Genomic DNA, 16,198 nt, shown 5'->3' with positions numbered 1-16,198 from the left:
GCTCAGGCTACGGTGGCAGTGGTGGGGCGAGGGGCCGGTTTGCGCAGGGCCTCCAGGCGCGAGCCGCTGTAGCGGGTTTCGCGGTAGAACTTCCAGCGGCCGAACAGGCAGTACACATTCATGATCCGCCCCTGTTCCTTATAGCCCATGCGCAGGTGCAGCTTGAGCGCCGGGATGTTGTGGTTCTCGCACACATCCACCACGGTGTCGCAGCCCTGGTCGGCCATGGCTTTCCACAACGCCAGCTGCAGGTCGACCGACAGCTCCGAGCCCCAGTATTTGCGGATCAGCTCGCCGCCGAACTCGAAGAACTGGCCAGGTTCCACCGGGAACCAGCAGCCGTAGAAGTGGCGGTCGTGGTAGTGGCGCAGGCTGCCCCAGATAAAGGCCACCGCATCGCCTGCATCATCGAGGAACATCAGGCCGGTATGCCCCTCGGCGGCCAGTTCGCGCATGGTCTCGACCCGGTCACCGAAGTGACGGGCGAAGGCCCCGGCGTTGTTCACGGTGATGGTCTCGATCCGCAGTGGCGGGTAGGGCTTGAGGTTGTGCGGCGGTACCGGGCTGACCAGGTCACGCTCCATCCACAGCAGTTCCCAATGATAGAACAGATAACGTTTGACCCCAGCGCTGAGGGTGTTGCGTAGTCCCTTACGCTTTATGCGGTCCTGGATCTTGCTCAAAGCACTCATGGTGCTCCTCCTGTTTTCAGGTTGAGGTGCGCTGTCACGAAGCGCTCCAGGTCAGGGCGAACAGGGTTTGCCCCGGCAGTTGAAAATGCACGCGGCCGTCACGGCAATCGTAGACGGCGCTGCGCGAGGTGTTGTCCGGGCCGAACAGGTTGAGCTTGCCTTGCGGGCATTGCGCGCTGTCCAGTGCCAGGCTGACCTGCTGCAGGCGCTGGCCCTTGTTCACGCCCAGCAGGCTGCGCTGCTTGTCGCGGGCCATGGCCAGGGCGTCGACCTCGAAGGCGTCGTTGTCCAGGGCCAGCACCTGGTCCAGCCAGTGCTGCTGGATGAACTGCTGGGCCAGGCCCACCGGCTTGAGTTCGAAGCGGTCTTCACTGAGCACCCGGACCATGCCCTTGGGCCACTCCGGCTCGTCGGCGACATGGAACCAGTTGAGCATGTCGAGCAGGCCGTCCTGGGAGGCGTTGATCACCACCGAGGTCCACCACAGGGCGGCGTAGTGGGTTTCCTGGTCGTAGGGGCTCAGGCTCGAGCCGCTGGAGAGGTTGGTCTGGTCCAGCAGCAGGGCCTTGTTGGGCCGCCCCCGGGCGTCGAGGCCCACCAGCTCGGCGGCCTGGCGCACCGCGTCGCGGTAGGTGCGGGTGGCCAAGAGGTCGCGCACCATCCATTCGTGCCAGGCCAGGGCGTCGATCTGCGCGCCGTGTTCCTTGAGCAAACGCCGGGCCCAGTCCAGGCCGATGCGTTCGCGGCTGCCGGCATGGAAGGGGCCGTTGACCAGGTTGGAGCTGGCCGGCATGGCGATGCGCACCCCGGCCTCGCGGGCGCCGGGGAAGCCCTGCACGCGCTCGGCCATGGCCTGGAAGTAGCGGCTGAAGGTGGGGTAGTCGCTGTAGTTGAGGTTGGGCTCGTCGGCAAAGGCGATGTAGTGCAGGGCCTTGCTGTCCAGGCCCTTGGTGCTGGTCAGCCAGGCATCCAGGCCGTCGTGGCGGGTGCGGTCGGCGGCCAGCACCGATTCGCGACCGGTGCCGGCCAGCAGGGTGATGTCCTGGCGGATCCGGTAGCGTTGCTGGTAGAAGCGCCGGAAGGCATCCTCGTAGCCGGGCTTGCGCGCCATCAGGTCGGCAAAGCTGTAGTAACCGGCGGCCTGTGGCGCCAGGGCATCGAGCACCCCGTAGCTGGAAGCCGGCGGCAGCACATAGGGCAGGTTGACGCCCAGGTCAGGCGTGCGGCCCAGCTGTTTAGTGCCCAGGCGCAGCGCCACCTTGCCGTCGGCACTGGGCAAGTCGCCCAGTTGCTCGGCCTGCTGGGCGAACAGGTTGGCGCTGCCGTCGAGCCAGAACGCCACCTTGCCACGGCCTTCCAGCTTCAGGCGGAAGGTCTGGTCGCTGCTCGATACCGGCAACGGCAGGCGGTCGAACTGCCAATAGGCGCGGTAGGGCCGCAGGCCAAGGTTCAACTGCTGGCCATCGCCCAGGCGCCGTACCTGCAGGCCGTGCACGCCGCCATGGTACTTGCCGGCCAGTGTCGCCTGCTGGCCGGCAGGTACGCGAAAGTACAACTCGACTCCCGGGCCGACTTCGGCGCTGAAATGCACCTTGGCCGGGGCGAACAGGGCACGGGTGCTGTCAGCGTGCTCGATGCGGTAGCGGCGGAAGCTGTAGCCGGGGATCTCCAACTGGTAGGGGGCACTGCCGGCGGCCAGCGGCCAGCGCTGCCGGCCACGGGTTTCGTCGGGTTTGATCAGCCGTTCGGCCTGCAGGTGGCCCTGGCCGTCGAGCAGGTACAGGCGCTCCTGGTTGGCATCGGCCTGCCAGGCCGGCTGCCAGCTGATGTTCAGGGTGTCGGGCTGGTGTGCGACGAAGTACAGGCTGCCGTCGCGGATATCGCCCCAGTACAGCGGTGCAGCCTGGGCACCGGCGCCCAGCAGCAGGGTGGCGAACAGCAGGCCGGGGCGCATCATGCGGGCCTGCGTTGCAGCATCTGGCGCAGCGGCGACAGGTCGCTGGGCAGCACCAGCAGGGTCTGCCACAGCGCTACGCCGCTGAGCTTGCAGTACAGCAGCAGCATCGCCAGGGTCACCGCCAGGTAGGCGATGGACGAGGCCATGGCGGCGCCGACGATGCCGTAGGCCGGGATCAGCAAGACGTTGAGCACCAGGTTCAGCGCAGCGCCCACACCCATCATCAGCGACACGGTGCCGGGGCGGTTCTTGCCCAGCAGGTCCAGGCGCAGGATGCTCGCATAGCACAGGCCGAACAGCCCGGGCAGCAGGGCCAGCAGCGCCGGGTAGGCCGGTTGGTACTCGGCGCCGAACAGGGTGACGATCAGCCACTCGCCGATCAGCGCCATGCTCAGGCACGCGCCGAGCATTACCGTGGCGGTCAGGCGCAGGGCCAGCGGGGTGAGCTTGTCCATGCCGGCGTCCTGTTGCAGCAGACGCTTCATCAGCGGCGTGGTCACCGCTTCGGGGACGATCAGCAAGAGTTCGGCGGCGGCGCTGGCCATGGCGTAATGGCCCAGGGCGGCGCTGCCGAGCATGGCGCTGATGAACAGGTAGTCCGAGCGCAGGATCACCTGCTGGAACAACAGGTCCGGGTGGCTCTTGGCACTGTAGCTGAGCAGTTCGCGCTGGCCGCTGCGGTCCCAGCACAGGCGGATCGAGTGCTGGCGCGCAAGCCAGTACAGGCCCAGCACCACCACCAGGCTCAGGCCCAGCAGCCAGCTGATCAGCGCCGCTTCCAGGGCCGCGTTCTGCCACATCCAGAACAGGCCGACGAACAACAACAGCGGCACCAGCGATTCGGTCAGGCGCAGGGCATTGAAGGCGCCGACCCCGCCGGTGGCGTTGTGCAGGGTCAACAGGCCGCTCTTGAGTACGGTCAAGGGGACGGCGAGCAGCAACAGCCAGGCCAGCAGGCCGAGCTGGGTGGTGACTTCCAGTTCGGTGCCGAAGGTGCGCGCCAGGGCCACGCAGATCAAGGTCAGGGCGCCGGCCACCAGGCAGCCGAAGATCAGCACCTGGCTGAGCAGCAGGCCCATGGAGCGCTGCTTGGCCGCCTGGTAGCCGACGGCGGTGTTCAGGCCACCGCTGGTGGCCGCGCTGATCAGGTCGGGCAGGGTGCTGAGCAGGGCGAACAGCCCGCGTTCGCTGGGGCCGAGGATGCGTGCCAGGAGCACGTTGCGCAGCAGGCGCAGGGCGATCATCGCCAGGCGCGTGCCCATGCTCAGCAACAGGTGGCGCATATAGCTGTTGCGGCTCATGTGCGCCCTCCGCGACTGATCCGCCAGGCCAGCAGCGACGGCCGGCTGGCGGTGCGCTGGCTGACGCTGATGCGCGGCAGCGCCAGGGGGTCGTCATGGCCCTGGCAGATGCCGGCCTGGGTGCCCAGGGCGAAGGGGTAGCGGTGCGCTCTCAAGCGTTCGCGTACCCGCGCATCGTGGTCGCCATTGGGGTAGCAGTACACCGGCAACGGCTGCTTGCAGCCTTGCTGCAGGGCGAAATGGCTGCGGGTCAGTTCTTCTTCCAGGCGCTGGTCGTCGAGCCCCGGCAGCAGGGCGTGGCTGGCACCGTGGGGGCCGAAGCTGATCAGCCCGGAGTTCTCCAGCAGGCGCACCTGGTTCCAGTCCAGGGCCTGGGGCAGGGATTCGGCCGGGCAGGTGTCGGTCAACAGGTGCAGGGCCTGGGGCGGTAGCGACTTGAGGCTTTGCAGGTACCTGGCCAGGATCTGGCTGCGGGCCTGCTCGCGCTCGTTCATGAACCAGGCCGCCGGCAGCGGCCGGCCGATCTTGCGCAGTTGTTCGACCAGCGCCCGGCGCGGCACTTCGCCGTGGCTGCCCCACAAGGTCTCGCCCAGGCTTTCCCACCAGAAGCGCTGGCGGCTGCCGATGTAGTCGGTGGAGAGGAAAATGCTCGCCGGCACCTTGTACTGTTGCAGCAAGGGAAAGGCATTGAGGGCGTTGTCGCGCCAGCCATCGTCGAAGGTCAGGGCGACCTTGGGCCGTTGCTGGCCGCGCGGCTGCTCATGGACCTTGAGCAGGTCCATCAGGTGCACGCAATCAAAATGCCGGTGCAGCCAGCGCAGCAGGCGCTCGAATGCCTCGGGGCCGACGCAGAGTTCATTGCGGTGGGGCAGGGCCGCGCTGATGTCGTCGGCCAGCACCCGGTGCAGCATCAGGATCACGCCGGCGCCGCGCAGTTGATTACGGCCTTTGGGGGAGTTCAGGTAGAGCCAACCGCTGGCACGCTTGAGACTGGTCTTGATCGGCATGTCAGGCTCTCATCGGGTCTGGTCCGGGTTCCATTGGTTGTAGCTGTGCCCGCGCAGGAACTGCCACAGGCCCACGCTCATGCCGGCCAGGGTCACCAGCACGAAGGCGGCCAGGCGAAACGGCTTGGGCAAGCGCCGGCGCTCATCCAGCAGACCGGCCACGGCGACGGTGTAACCGAGTAGCTGGGCCAGCAAGGTCAGGTGATAGAAGCCGTGGTCATCGAGCAGCCAGAAGTTGGCCAGCAACAAGGGCAGCAACAGCACCGGCGCCAGGCGGCGGATCAGCTTGTGGCTGATCAGGGCGATGGCATACAGGCCGTGCTTAAAGGGGTTGAGCAGCTCGCGCCGGGCAGCCAGGCTGATCAGACCGCCGACGGTGACGCGCTGGCGGCGGCTGAACTGACGCTCGGCTTCGTCCACGCCCTGGTCCAGCACCTGGGCCTCGTCGACATAGACCACGCGCTTGCCGGCCACCGGGGCGCAGGTGTTGATATAGAAGTCGTCGTTGACCCGCGCCGGAATCGGCTGGTACAGCTCGCGGCGCAGGGCCTGCAGGGCGCCGTCGGCCGACACCGTGCAGCCGGTATGGCTTTCCACCCGGCGCAGCCAGGCTTCGTAATGGCGGTACAGGCTTTCACCCACACTCAGGCCCTTGCCGGCGACGGGGATGATCATCTTGCCGACGGTGCCGCCCACCTCGGGGTCGGCGAAAGGTGCCAGCAAGGCCGCCAGGGTGCCGTCGATCCAGTGCACGTCGGCATCGGTGAACACCAGGATATCGCCCGTGCACTGGCTGACCGCGACGTTGAGCACGCTGTTCTTGCCCATGCGCGGCAGGTCCAGGACCTGGATGCGCGGGTCGTCGAAGCGCCGCGCCAGCTCCACGGTGCGATCGCTGGAGCCGTCGCTGGCGACGATGATCTGCAGGCTGGCGACCGGGCAGTCCTGCGCCAGCAGGTTGCGCAGCTTGTTGTCGATATTGCGTTCTTCGTTGTGCGCGGCCACGACCACGCTGACCCGTTGCGGCGCCAATGGGCCGGGTTGGTGACGACGGAACAAGGGGGCGGCGAGGGTGAGCAGCAGCGGATAGCCCAGCCAGGCATAGAAAGGCAACAACAGGCACAGCCAGAAAATGAACTCAGCCACGGGCGGGCCTCCTTGCGTTCCAGTTGAACAGACTGAGCACGAAGGCCGCGCCGGCCAGGTGCAGGCGAATCCAGTGCAGGCCCCACAGCTGCAGGCTGAACAACAAGTCGTTGTGGCTCAGGCTCTGGCGCAGGCTCAAGGCCAGGGCCGGCAGGGCGCTGATCAGCAGCAGGAACAGCGCCACATGGGGGAAGCCATCGAGCAAGGCCGACAGGGCCATGAAGTCCAGGGTCCAGGCACCCACCGACAACAGCGGGAAGCGCAACAGGCGCAGGCTCACGCCATTGCTGCGCAGCAGCTGCAACTGGCTGCCCTGGCGCCACATCTCCTTGCCCAGCCATTCGCTCCAGCTGCCTTCGTAGCCCCAGTGCAGGGCGGCCGGCTCGCGCAGGGCCAGCAGCCGTGCGCCGGCATGGCCCAGGCGCAAGGTCAGGTCCTTGTCTTCGCCGGTGCGCAGGTGCTCGTTGAAGCCGCCCACCTGGTCGAACCAGTGACGCTGCATCAGCAGGTTGGGGGTCGGCAGCCATTGCGCCCGGTGCTCGACGCGCCCGGCGCGCAGGGTGCGGCGCTGCCAGGCGCGGGCGAACCAGGGCGCCTGGCGCGGGGTGTCGCAGTCCAGGGCGAAGACATCGCCACGCTGGTCGGCGTGCAGCGCGAACAGTGCGCTCAGCCAGTCGTGCGGCATTTCGATATCGGCATCCAGAAAGGCCAGCCACTCGCCCTGGCAGGTGGCCGCGCCACGGTTGCGCAGGGCGCCGATGGTCAGGCCCGGCAAGGTCAGAACCCGGGCGCCGAGGCTGCGGGCAATCTGCGGGCCGTCGTCGCTGGAGCCGTTGTCGACCACCACCAGCTCGCAGTCAAGGCCGGCCGCCTCGGCGGCGTTGCGCGCCGACTGCAGGGTGCGGCCAATGTGCCGGGCCTCGTTGAACATAGGTATGACGATACTGATCTGCGTCATGCCGCCTCCTGGGGCAGACGCGCCCGCTCGGCTTCCAGGCGCAAGACACTGGACAGCGCGAGCATGATCCACAGGTACTTGTGGTTGGGCGCACTGAGGAACATCAGGAACAGGCCGATGGCGAGCATGCTCATGCACAGGTGGGTGAGCATGTCGGCCTGTTTGTGATTGCCCTGCTGCAACCACAGCCGCCTGGCGTACCAGAGGTTGTACAGGGCCAGGATCACCATGGCGGTGAACAGCAGGCCGGCCGGCACACCCACTTCACTGAAGATTTCCAGGTAGGTGTTGTGCGCCCGGCGGTACAGGTCGCCGACCTTGCGATTGGCCGAGAACGCCTTGGCATAGCCGGTGGTGGCGTAGTGCAGGGGGAAGGTGCCGGGGCCGGAACCGAGCAGCGGGTTCTCGCGGATCATCTTGCTGCCGACGACGATGTAGGAAGAGCGCCGGCCCAGGGAGTCGTCCTTGAAGGCGTTGACCCCGGACTTGAGGTAGGTCAGCGACTGGATCCGGGCGATGTAGGTGTCCGGCATCACCGCCACGGCGGCGGGCAGCAGGATCGCCAGGCCGAGCATGGCAAAGCCCAGGTGACGCGGGCGCAGGCGGGCGACCTGTTCGCGGTAGTGGACCAGCACGATGCCCAGGCTGATCAGCAGCACCACCAGGCCCGAGCGCGAGTTGGTCTTGGTCATGCCGGCCAGCAACAGCAGGCAGCAGGCGATCCAGAACAGCCTGTGCAAGCGGTTGGGGCTGTTGAGCACCAGCCACAGGGCCATGGGCACGGCGATGGCGATGAGCATGGCGAATACGTTGGGGTCCGAGAGCAGGCCGGCGGCGCGGCCCTCGTCCTGGTACTTGGCGGAGAACATGGCCATGATGCAGGTCAGGCCGACGCTCAGGGTCACCAGCCGGCACATCATGGGCAGGTTCAGCTCGCGGCCGATCAGCAGGGTGATGGCGAACAGCAGCAGGCCCACCGCCAGCTCACGGAAATGCCCAAGGGACATCTCGCTGCTGTCGCTGGCCCAGAAACTCAACAGGTACAAGGCCATGAAGCCCAGCAGCAGGCGCCACATGGAGCTGCGCAGGCGCTCGCCGGGCAACTGCTTGACCGCCAGTTGCAGCAACAGTACCAGAGCCAGGGAGGCGCCGATGAGCTTGGCAGCCGACAGGTCGCTGTCCTTGAACAGGCCTTCGAGGGGCACTACCGCGATGATCGCCAGCAGGCCCCAGGCCGGGCGCCGGTACAGCACCAGCAGGCCGACCAGGCCGATGGCCGCGCCGGGGGCCAGGTAGGGCCAGGGGCTGGCCAGCAGGACCAGGGCGGCAATCGCAAACAGACCGATCAACGACAGGGGAATGATCATGCGCAGGTCTCCGTGGCCGCGCCCAGGTAGACCCGGGCCCAGCGTTGCGCCAGCGTCGGCAGGTGAAAACGTTCGCGTTGGGTGTGCCGCGCCTGGGCGATCAGTTCGGCGGTCTGGGCCGGGTCCAGCAGCAGCGCTTCGAGCTGCGCGGCCAGTTCGTCGACCGCCAGTGGCCGGGCCAGCAGGCCGCTGCGGCCGTGTTCGATGACATCGGGGATGCCGCCCACGCCAAAGGCCACCACCGGTACGCCATCCTGCATGGCTTCGAGCAGGATCATCGGCGTGCCTTCGGTGCGCGAGCTGATCACCAGGGCATCCAGGCGCGCCATCCAGGCCCGCATGTCGCGCTGAAAGCCCGGCAGGCGGATACGCTGGTTGAGCCCGGCGGCATCGATGCGCGCCTGCAACTGATCGCGTTGCGGGCCGTCACCGAGCATCACTGCATCCAGCTGCGGATGGCGCTGGCACAGCGGGATCAGGGTGTCGAGAAACAGGTCGGGGCCCTTTTCACTGCTCAGCCGACCGACATAGCCGGCCAGCCAGCGGCCGTCGTCGTGGCCGGGATCGGGCAGGGCGCAGGCGTCGGGCAGGCCATTGGGAATGACTTGCAGCTTGTTGGCCGCAACACCGGCCCGGCGCAGCAGCACGGCGATACTCTCGGCCACGCAGACCACCCGGGCGATGGTCCGGGTGCGACACAGTTGCAGGGTCAACCAGCCGTAAAGACGCTGCTTGCGGCTGGTGGGGGTAAAACCGTGCTGGGTGCTGACCATCGGCAGGCCCCAGCGCCTGGCGACCACCCAGCCGAACACCAGGCCCCTGAAGTTATGGGCGTTGAGCAGCGGCCGCAGGTGCCGCTGTTTGCCCAGTTCGACCAGCAATTGGCCGAGGCCGTCGCAGCTCTGGCAGGCGACACCGGCGGCGCGAAAGCGCGCCACCAGGTCTTGCGGGGCCCCGAGGAACAGCACCTGGTGCTGTCCCGGGGTGGCCTGGCAGTGGTCCAGCAGCATCCGCTCGGCGCCGTAGAAGCCACCGCTGCTCAGCAGGTGGACGATCGGCCGGGTCGGGGTCAGGGCTATGTTCAATTGCGCACCCAATGGATCAGCCGTGGCAAGGTCCAGCCGCTGTGCGGGTTGGGCGTTTCCGGGGTCTGGTCGTTGATCACCAGCAACACCGGCAGGTCCAGTTGATGGCCGATCTGCGCCGGATGCTTGAAGCGATGGTCGAAGAACTCACGCACATAGACCAGGGCAATGGCCAGCAGCAGGCCGGTGAGCATGCCGAACGGCACGATCAGCAACGGTTTGGGGAAGGCCGCCTCGGATGGCTCGTAGGGCGCGCTGAGAATCCGCGCGTTGGACAGGTCGCCCGCCAGCAGGCGCTCGCCACGTGCTTCTTCATAGCGCTGGGTGTAGGTGAAGAAGGCCTTGTGCAGGGCGTCGATCTCGGTGTCGAGCTGACGCGCCTTGCTCTGGGTCTCCTGCAACTGATGCACCCGGCCTTTGTAGTCGGCAATGCGCTGGGTCTTCTGGGCGATCACGTCCTGGACCACGGCCAGGTCTTTCTCGCGTTCCTTGATGCGGTTGGAGACGACCTTGAGGAACTGCTGGCGGGTCTTGGCGATCTGTTCGCGTTGCAGCACCATCTGCTCGCTGTTGGGTTGGAACACCGCCAGGTCGCTGACGTAGGTCAGCACCAGGGTGGTCAGTTGCTCGCCCAGTTGCTTGATCTCGCGGTCTTCGAAGGCCACGTTGTCGACGGTGGTGGTGAAGGTGTAGGGGAACGCGAAGTCACGCATGCCGGCGTTGCTGGCCGCGGCCAGGCTGGACTTGAGGTACTCCAGCCACTGCTTGCTTTGCAGCAGGCGGTCGCGGTACAGGTTCAGCGCCTGTTCCTCGGTGTTGATGGCATTGAGGCGGAAGGTGATTTCCTCCTTCGGATCGGACGAGCCGATGCTTTCGAGCATGCCCAGGCGTTTGCTTTCCAGGTCATCCATGCGCGCCTGGTACTGCAGTTTCTTCTGCTCGTAGAACTCTTGCGGCAGTTCGTTCGATTGCAGGTTCTGGCGGTTTTTCAGGTAGTTGTCCAGCAACCGGCTGACGAACAGGGTGCCCAGTTTCGGGTCGGGGAAGCTGTAGGTCACCGAGACCACGTTGGAGCCGGGCAGGGTTTCGATCTTCAGGTCCTTGATCGCCTCGTCGGTGAGGGTGTCGAGCTGGGTGTCGCGCACCGGGTCGACCTCAAGGCCGAACAGCGAGCGTACCGGGTTGATCACATGCTCACGCAGCGGGTTGACCACCAGGCTCTTGATCGGGCCGAACACCAGGCGCTGCATCAGGCCCGGTGGCAGGTCGTACTGGCCTTCGTCGCGCAGCTGGCTGATGGTCTGGCGGATCAGGGTCGGCGAACGCAGGATGTTGCTTTCAGTCTCCATGTCGGCCAGCGACGGCGGGATGAACTTGTCGGTCTCCTGGGCCAGGGCGGTGTTGGTATCGCTCTGCGACAGCTTCTTCGACTGGACGATCACCTCGGCGGTGATGTCGAAGCTCTGTTTGAGCACCAGGGGCAACAGCAGGGCAATCACTGCAAAGACCAGGAACACCCGCTTCACCAACTGGCGGTTGGCGAAGAAGATCCTGAAGAATTCATGCAGGTAGTTTTCTTTCGTGTTCATGCTCATTCACCCGCCTTGAATTAGTCGTCGCTGTCTTTGTTGTCAACACGGTAGGCAAAGCTGAAACCGAAGCCCTGGAACAGCACCACGTCGGCCAGTTGCCGGGCCAGGTCACCGGCGCTGGCCAGTTTGGTCTTGGGTACGTAGAGCATGTCGTCCGGTTGCAGGTAGGCCACTTGCGCGGCGCTGGCATCCAGGGCCTTGTCGACGTTGTAGGGGAAGGCCTGCACCTGGTTGCCGCTGCGGCGCAGGATCATCACCGAGTCCAGCCGCGCCTTAATGTTCGGGCCGCGGGCCAGGGTCAGGGCTTCGAGCACCGAGATCGGCCGACGGATCGGGTAGGCACCGGGCTGGCCGACCTCACCGAGCACATAGACCTCGTTGGCGGCCGTAGACTTGAGCATCACGTCCACGGTCATGCGCCCGGGCAGGCTGGCGTAGCGATTGTTCAGGTAGGTTTGCAACTGATTGACCGTCATGCCCTGCAGCGGCACCGAGCCGATCTCGGGGAAGCTGGCCTGGCCGTCGGTGCCCACGGTGATCTCCCGGCTCATGCCGGTGGCCGGGTGGTTCAGGGCGCTCTTGAGGTTCTGCTCGTTGGTCAGCGGGCTGATCACCTGTACGGTCAGCTGGTCGCGGTTGGGCTGGAACAGGCTCTTGTTGCGGTAGGCCTGCTGGATGGTACGGCGAGCCTCGTCGGGGGTCTGCCCGGCGATGTTCACCGAGGTGTTGGCCCGTGGCAGTTCGATGCTGCCGTCGGGCAGCACCAGCTGGTTGCCGTTGAGCGAACTGGCCGAGAGGAACGCCAGGCCCACGGTGTCACCCGGCTGGATGCGGTAGGCATCGGAGCCGCTGGTGCTGATATGGAAGATCACATCGAGCACATCCTGTGGTCGCAGCACCTGCTCACGGCGCGGCAGTTCGGTGTCCTGGGCATTGGCCGGGGCGGCCGTCATGATCTGCACCGGCATTTGCCGGGATTCCTGGGTGGCGCAGCCGGCCAGGGTCAGCAGGCACAGCGCGAACGATGTGTATTTCATGGAAAGCTCCTGGGCTGCTGGCCTCAAAGGTTGTTGTACAGCCACTTGGGCATGTAGTACTTGCGTCGGTTGAAGACGCTGCCGATCAACCGCGCGCCGGCCTGGGTCAGGCGCTGGGCCGCCGCCTGGGCCGCCTCCCAGCGCGTTTCCTCGGCGCACACCACCAGGATCACGCCATCGACCAGGGTGCCGATCACCAGGCTGTCGGCGCTGGCGTAGACCGCCTCGCCGTCGATCACCACGAAGCGATAGTGCTCGCCCATGTGGCGCAGCAGCACCTTGAGCAGGTCGGGGTTCAGGCGCGCCTTGCCGCGTCGGTAGGTGCCGGCGGGCAACACGTCGAACGGCTGGTCGGACAGGCGCACGATGCAGTCCTGCATCAGTGGCGGGGTCTCCTGGTCGAACATCAGGTCGTTGAACCCGCGCAGTTTGTGCAGGCTCAGTTGCTGGCTGAGGTTGTTGCCGCTTGGGCTGCTGTCCACCAGCAATACCGGGCCGCCGCTCATCAGCGCCAACTGGCTGGCGAAGGCCAGGGCGCTGGTGCTGGTGCCGCTGCCGGTATTGGCGGCGGTCAGCAACAGGATGCGCTGGTCCTCGTCGAGCACGGTGGACGTCAGGTTGGTTTCGCTCGGGGTGGCGATGGTCAGACTTCTTGAAGTAGAACCGTCCATTCAACTTGCTCCGTGGCCGCTGAAGACTTTGAAAGGCGTCTTGAAGAGGATTTTCAGGTCCAGCATCAAGCTCTGTTCGTTGATGTAGCTAAGGTCCAGTTCGACGCGCTGGTCGAAGTCGATGTTGCTACGGCCGCTGATTTGCCAGAGGCCGGTCATGCCGGGGTAGATGCTCAGGCGCGCAAGGTGGTTGTCCTTGTAGCGATAGGCGTTGAACGAAGTGGGGCGAGGACCGACCAGGCGCATATCGCCGAGCACCACGTTGAACAGGTTGGGCAGTTCGTCCAGGCTGCTGCGCCGCAGCCAGTGGCCGATGGGGGTGACACGCGGATCCTTGTCGATCTTGAAATCGATGGAGTCGGCGCCGTGTTTGTTGAGGTGGCGCACCGAGTCCTTGAGCGCTTCGGCGTTGGCCACCATGGTGCGGAACTTGTACATGCCGAAGGCGCGGCCGCGATAACCGGTGCGTTTCTGCACGAAGAACACCGGGCCCGGGCTGCTGAACTTGACCAGCACGGCCAGCACCAGCAGCAGCGGCGAGATCAGCGCGAGGATGCACAGGGCGCCGATGCAGGCGAGTACCCGGTTGGTGCGCGACAGGGTCCAGGGACGCCCGCCGGCACGGCCGGTCATCCAGCCACGGCCCTGCATGTGGATCGCCGCGTCGATGCGTTGGCGGTGTGCCGGGTCCATGCGTTTGTCTTGGCGCAGTGCCTGCAATTGCGCACTCTTGGGTTGTCCTGTCATACCGCCCTCCGTTGATGCTCGGGTGTTGACCCGGTGACCCGCCTGTCGTCCCTGGTTAGGTGCGGGTAGTACTGATGAAACCAGGCAATAAAGCGCCCGAGTCCTTCATCGAGTGAAATGTGCGGGGTGAAACCGGTGACCTGCTCCAGGCTGCTGGCATCGGCGCAGGTGGCCAGTACATCGCCGGGCTGCAGGGGCAGCAGTTCGATCTCGGCCTTGCGCTGCAGGTGTTTTTCCAGCAGGGCGACGTAGTCGGTCAGCTCCACCGGGCGCTGGCCGCCGATGTTGAACAGGCGCCAGGGCGCGTGGCTGCTGGCCGGGTCCGGCTGCTCGCGGTTCCAGTCGGGGTTGGCCTGCGGCGCCAGGGGAATCAGGCGCACCAGGCTTTCGACGATGTCGTCGATGTAGGTGAAGTCGCGCTGGTGGCGGCCGTAGTTGAACAGCTGGATCGGCCGGCCCTCGGCAATCGCCCGGGCGAACTGGATCGGCGACATGTCCGGCCGGCCCCAGGGGCCGTACACGGTGAAAAAGCGCAAGCCCGTTGCGGCGATGCCGAACAGGTGGCTGTAGCTGTGGGCCATGGCCTCGTTGGCTTTCTTGGTCGCGGCGTACAGCGACAGCGGATGGTCCACCGCGTCCTGGACCCGGTACGGGGTGTGCTGGTTGGTGCCGTACACCGAGCTGGACGAGGCATACAGCAGGTGCTGCACGGGATGGCGGCGGCAGCCTTCGAGGATGTTGAGGAAACCGCACAGGTTGCTGTCGATATAGGCCCGCGGGTTCTCCAGGGAGTAGCGCACCCCGGCCTGGGCCGCCAGGTGGATCACCACCTCGGGTTGCTCGCGGGCAAACAGCTCGGCCACGCCGGCGGCGTCGTTGAGGTCCAGGCGATACAGCGCGAAGGGACGGGCCTGGGAAGACACCCAGTGCACCCGGGCTTCCTTGAGCGCAGGGTCGTAGTAGTCGTTGAAGTTGTCCAGGCCGATTACCTCATGGCCATCCTGCAGCAGGCGCAGGGTGCAATGAGCCCCGATGAAACCGGCGGCGCCGGTGACCAGTATTTTCATGGTGCCGGCGCTCCCGGCAGCACCTGTCGCAGGCCGATGCCGCTGTAGCTCAGGCCGTAGGTGGCGACCTGGTCGGGGTTGTAGAGGTTGCGACCGTCGATGATCACCCGGCTGCGCAGCTTCTTGGCCAGCAGGGCGAAGTCGACCACGCGGAAGGTCTTCCACTCGGTGCAGATCACCAGGGCGTCGGCGTCTTCCAGGGTGTCGTCGCGGGTGGCGCACAGGCGCAGGTCGTCGCGGTAGCCGTAGATGCGCCGGCATTCGGCCATGGCTTCCGGGTCATAGGCACAGACGGTCGCACCCTCGGCCCACAGGGCTTCCATCAGGTAGCGGCTGGGCGCTTCGCGCATGTCGTCGGTGTTGGGCTTGAACGCCAGGCCCCAGAGGGCGATGGACTTGCCGGCCAGGCTGCCGGGCAGGTGCTGTTTCAACTTGGCGAAGAGGATCTGGCGCTGGGCGTCGTTGACCTCGCTGACGCTTTGCAACAGACGCAGCGGCATGCCGCTGTTCTCGGCAGTGTGCAGCAGGGCGCGCAGGTCCTTGGGGAAGCACGAGCCACCGAAGCCGCAGCCGGGGTAGATGAAGTGGTAGCCGATGCGCGGGTCGGAGCCGATGCCCTTGCGCACCGCCTCGATATCGGCGCCCAGGCGCTCGGTGAGGTTGGCCAGCTCGTTCATGAAGCTGATGCGCGTGGCGAGCATGGCATTGGCCGCATACTTGGTCAGCTCGGCGCTGCGGTTGTCCATGAACATCAGTTTTTCATGGTTGCGGCAGAAGGGCGCGTAGAGCTCGGCCAACTGGTCCTGGGCCTGCTGGTCGCTGGTGCCGACGATGATCCGGTCCGGACGCATGCAGTCGGCCAGGGCGCTGCCTTCCTTGAGGAACTCGGGGTTGGAGACCACCCGCACCTTCAGGTTGTCCTTGGCCAGGTGCTGGAGCTCTTCCCGGGCCAGCTGGACGACCTTGTCGGCGGTGCCGACCGGCACGGTGGACTTGATGATCAGGGTGCGGTCGGCGTCCATCAGCCCGGCGATCTGCCGGGTCACCCCCAGCACGTGGGACAGGTCGGCCGAACCGTCTTCATCGGGCGGGGTGCCGACGGCGATGAAGATCAGCTCGGCATGCGCCACCGCATCGCTGGCCTGGGTACTGAACAGCAGACGGCCTTCCTTGATGTTTTCTTCGAGCATGCCCGACAGGCCAGGCTCGCTGATCGGGGGAACGCCCTGACGCAATTGGTTGATCTTGTGTGCGTCGACATCGACGCACAACACACGGTGACCAACGTCTGCCAGGGCAGCAGCTTGTACAAGACCGACATAGCCGGTGCCAAATACGCTCACGTCCATGTCGGCGCGCCTCGTATGGAGTAATGAGAATGAAACAGGTGTGAAGAGGGTATAGCCCACCGGCGACGGGTTGTGTCAATCAAATGGCATGTTTCGTCGGATTTACAATCGCTACAAAATGGGCTTTTTGCCATCAAGCCTTTTGAAATCCGTACCTTAGCGAATCTGGGCAGTGGCCATTGGCCGCTTGCCAAACCGATGAACGGTCATTAGCCCCTAAAA

The 16,198-nt window shown here is 65.8% G+C and carries 14 protein-coding genes; all 14 read right to left on the bottom strand.

The features are described from left to right. Window positions 1–2: 2 nt before the first annotated feature. From M2D63_RS13905 to M2D63_RS13840, 14 genes are read right to left on the bottom strand one after another with little or no spacing between them, the layout of a single operon-like run. Window positions 3–692, bottom strand: a complete 690-nt coding sequence (locus tag M2D63_RS13905) for an N-acetyltransferase (RefSeq protein ID WP_285863503.1) — start codon at window positions 690–692, stop codon at window positions 3–5. Between the two features lie 34 nt (window positions 693–726). Further along, on the bottom strand, window positions 727–2,646 hold the full coding sequence (locus M2D63_RS13900; RefSeq protein ID WP_285863522.1) for a hypothetical protein: 1,920 nt from the start codon (window positions 2,644–2,646) through the stop codon (window positions 727–729). After that, window positions 2,646–3,950, bottom strand: a complete 1,305-nt coding sequence (locus M2D63_RS13895; RefSeq protein WP_285863502.1) for a lipopolysaccharide biosynthesis protein — start codon at window positions 3,948–3,950, stop codon at window positions 2,646–2,648. Before M2D63_RS13895 ends, M2D63_RS13900 begins: the two co-directional genes overlap by 1 nt. Further along, a complete protein-coding gene (locus M2D63_RS13890) occupies window positions 3,947–4,957 on the bottom strand; it encodes a polysaccharide deacetylase family protein (RefSeq protein ID WP_285863501.1) in 1,011 nt (336 codons plus the stop codon). The genes M2D63_RS13895 and M2D63_RS13890 overlap by 4 nt, the downstream gene beginning before the upstream one ends. A gap of 9 nt (window positions 4,958–4,966) precedes the next feature. Continuing rightward, entirely contained in the window at window positions 4,967–6,103 is a 1,137-nt protein-coding gene (locus M2D63_RS13885) for a glycosyltransferase (protein WP_285863500.1), read from the bottom strand. Next, complete coding sequence (locus M2D63_RS13880; RefSeq protein ID WP_285863499.1) at window positions 6,096–7,061, bottom strand: glycosyltransferase family 2 protein; 966 nt, start codon at window positions 7,059–7,061, stop codon at window positions 6,096–6,098. The genes M2D63_RS13885 and M2D63_RS13880 overlap by 8 nt, the downstream gene beginning before the upstream one ends. Next, window positions 7,058–8,428, bottom strand: a complete 1,371-nt coding sequence (locus tag M2D63_RS13875) for an O-antigen ligase (RefSeq protein ID WP_285863498.1) — start codon at window positions 8,426–8,428, stop codon at window positions 7,058–7,060. Before M2D63_RS13875 ends, M2D63_RS13880 begins: the two co-directional genes overlap by 4 nt. Next, entirely contained in the window at window positions 8,425–9,513 is a 1,089-nt protein-coding gene (locus M2D63_RS13870; protein WP_285863497.1) for a glycosyltransferase family 4 protein, read from the bottom strand. Before M2D63_RS13870 ends, M2D63_RS13875 begins: the two co-directional genes overlap by 4 nt. Beyond that, complete coding sequence (locus tag M2D63_RS13865) at window positions 9,510–11,102, bottom strand: lipopolysaccharide biosynthesis protein (RefSeq protein WP_285863496.1); 1,593 nt, start codon at window positions 11,100–11,102, stop codon at window positions 9,510–9,512. Before M2D63_RS13865 ends, M2D63_RS13870 begins: the two co-directional genes overlap by 4 nt. 20 nt (window positions 11,103–11,122) lie before the next feature. Then, window positions 11,123–12,142: a polysaccharide biosynthesis/export family protein gene (locus tag M2D63_RS13860; RefSeq protein ID WP_285863495.1), complete on the bottom strand. Its 1,020-nt coding sequence runs from the start codon at window positions 12,140–12,142 to the stop codon at window positions 11,123–11,125. A 23-nt stretch (window positions 12,143–12,165) separates the two neighbouring features. Beyond that, complete coding sequence (locus tag M2D63_RS13855) at window positions 12,166–12,813, bottom strand: CpsD/CapB family tyrosine-protein kinase (RefSeq protein ID WP_285863494.1); 648 nt, start codon at window positions 12,811–12,813, stop codon at window positions 12,166–12,168. Continuing rightward, window positions 12,814–13,560: a sugar transferase gene (locus M2D63_RS13850; RefSeq protein WP_285863493.1), complete on the bottom strand. Its 747-nt coding sequence runs from the start codon at window positions 13,558–13,560 to the stop codon at window positions 12,814–12,816. Next, complete coding sequence (locus tag M2D63_RS13845) at window positions 13,557–14,627, bottom strand: NAD-dependent epimerase (RefSeq protein ID WP_285863492.1); 1,071 nt, start codon at window positions 14,625–14,627, stop codon at window positions 13,557–13,559. The genes M2D63_RS13850 and M2D63_RS13845 overlap by 4 nt, the downstream gene beginning before the upstream one ends. Further along, window positions 14,624–15,976, bottom strand: a complete 1,353-nt coding sequence (locus M2D63_RS13840; RefSeq protein ID WP_285863491.1) for a UDP-glucose/GDP-mannose dehydrogenase family protein — start codon at window positions 15,974–15,976, stop codon at window positions 14,624–14,626. Before M2D63_RS13840 ends, M2D63_RS13845 begins: the two co-directional genes overlap by 4 nt. Window positions 15,977–16,198: the final 222 nt, after the last annotated feature.

The sequence above is a fragment of the Pseudomonas sp. BJa5 genome, assembly GCF_030272875.2.
GTDB lineage: Bacteria > Pseudomonadota > Gammaproteobacteria > Pseudomonadales > Pseudomonadaceae > Aquipseudomonas.
The sequence above is the reverse complement of the archived record's forward strand: the minus strand, read 5'-3'. Positions and strand labels throughout refer to the sequence as shown.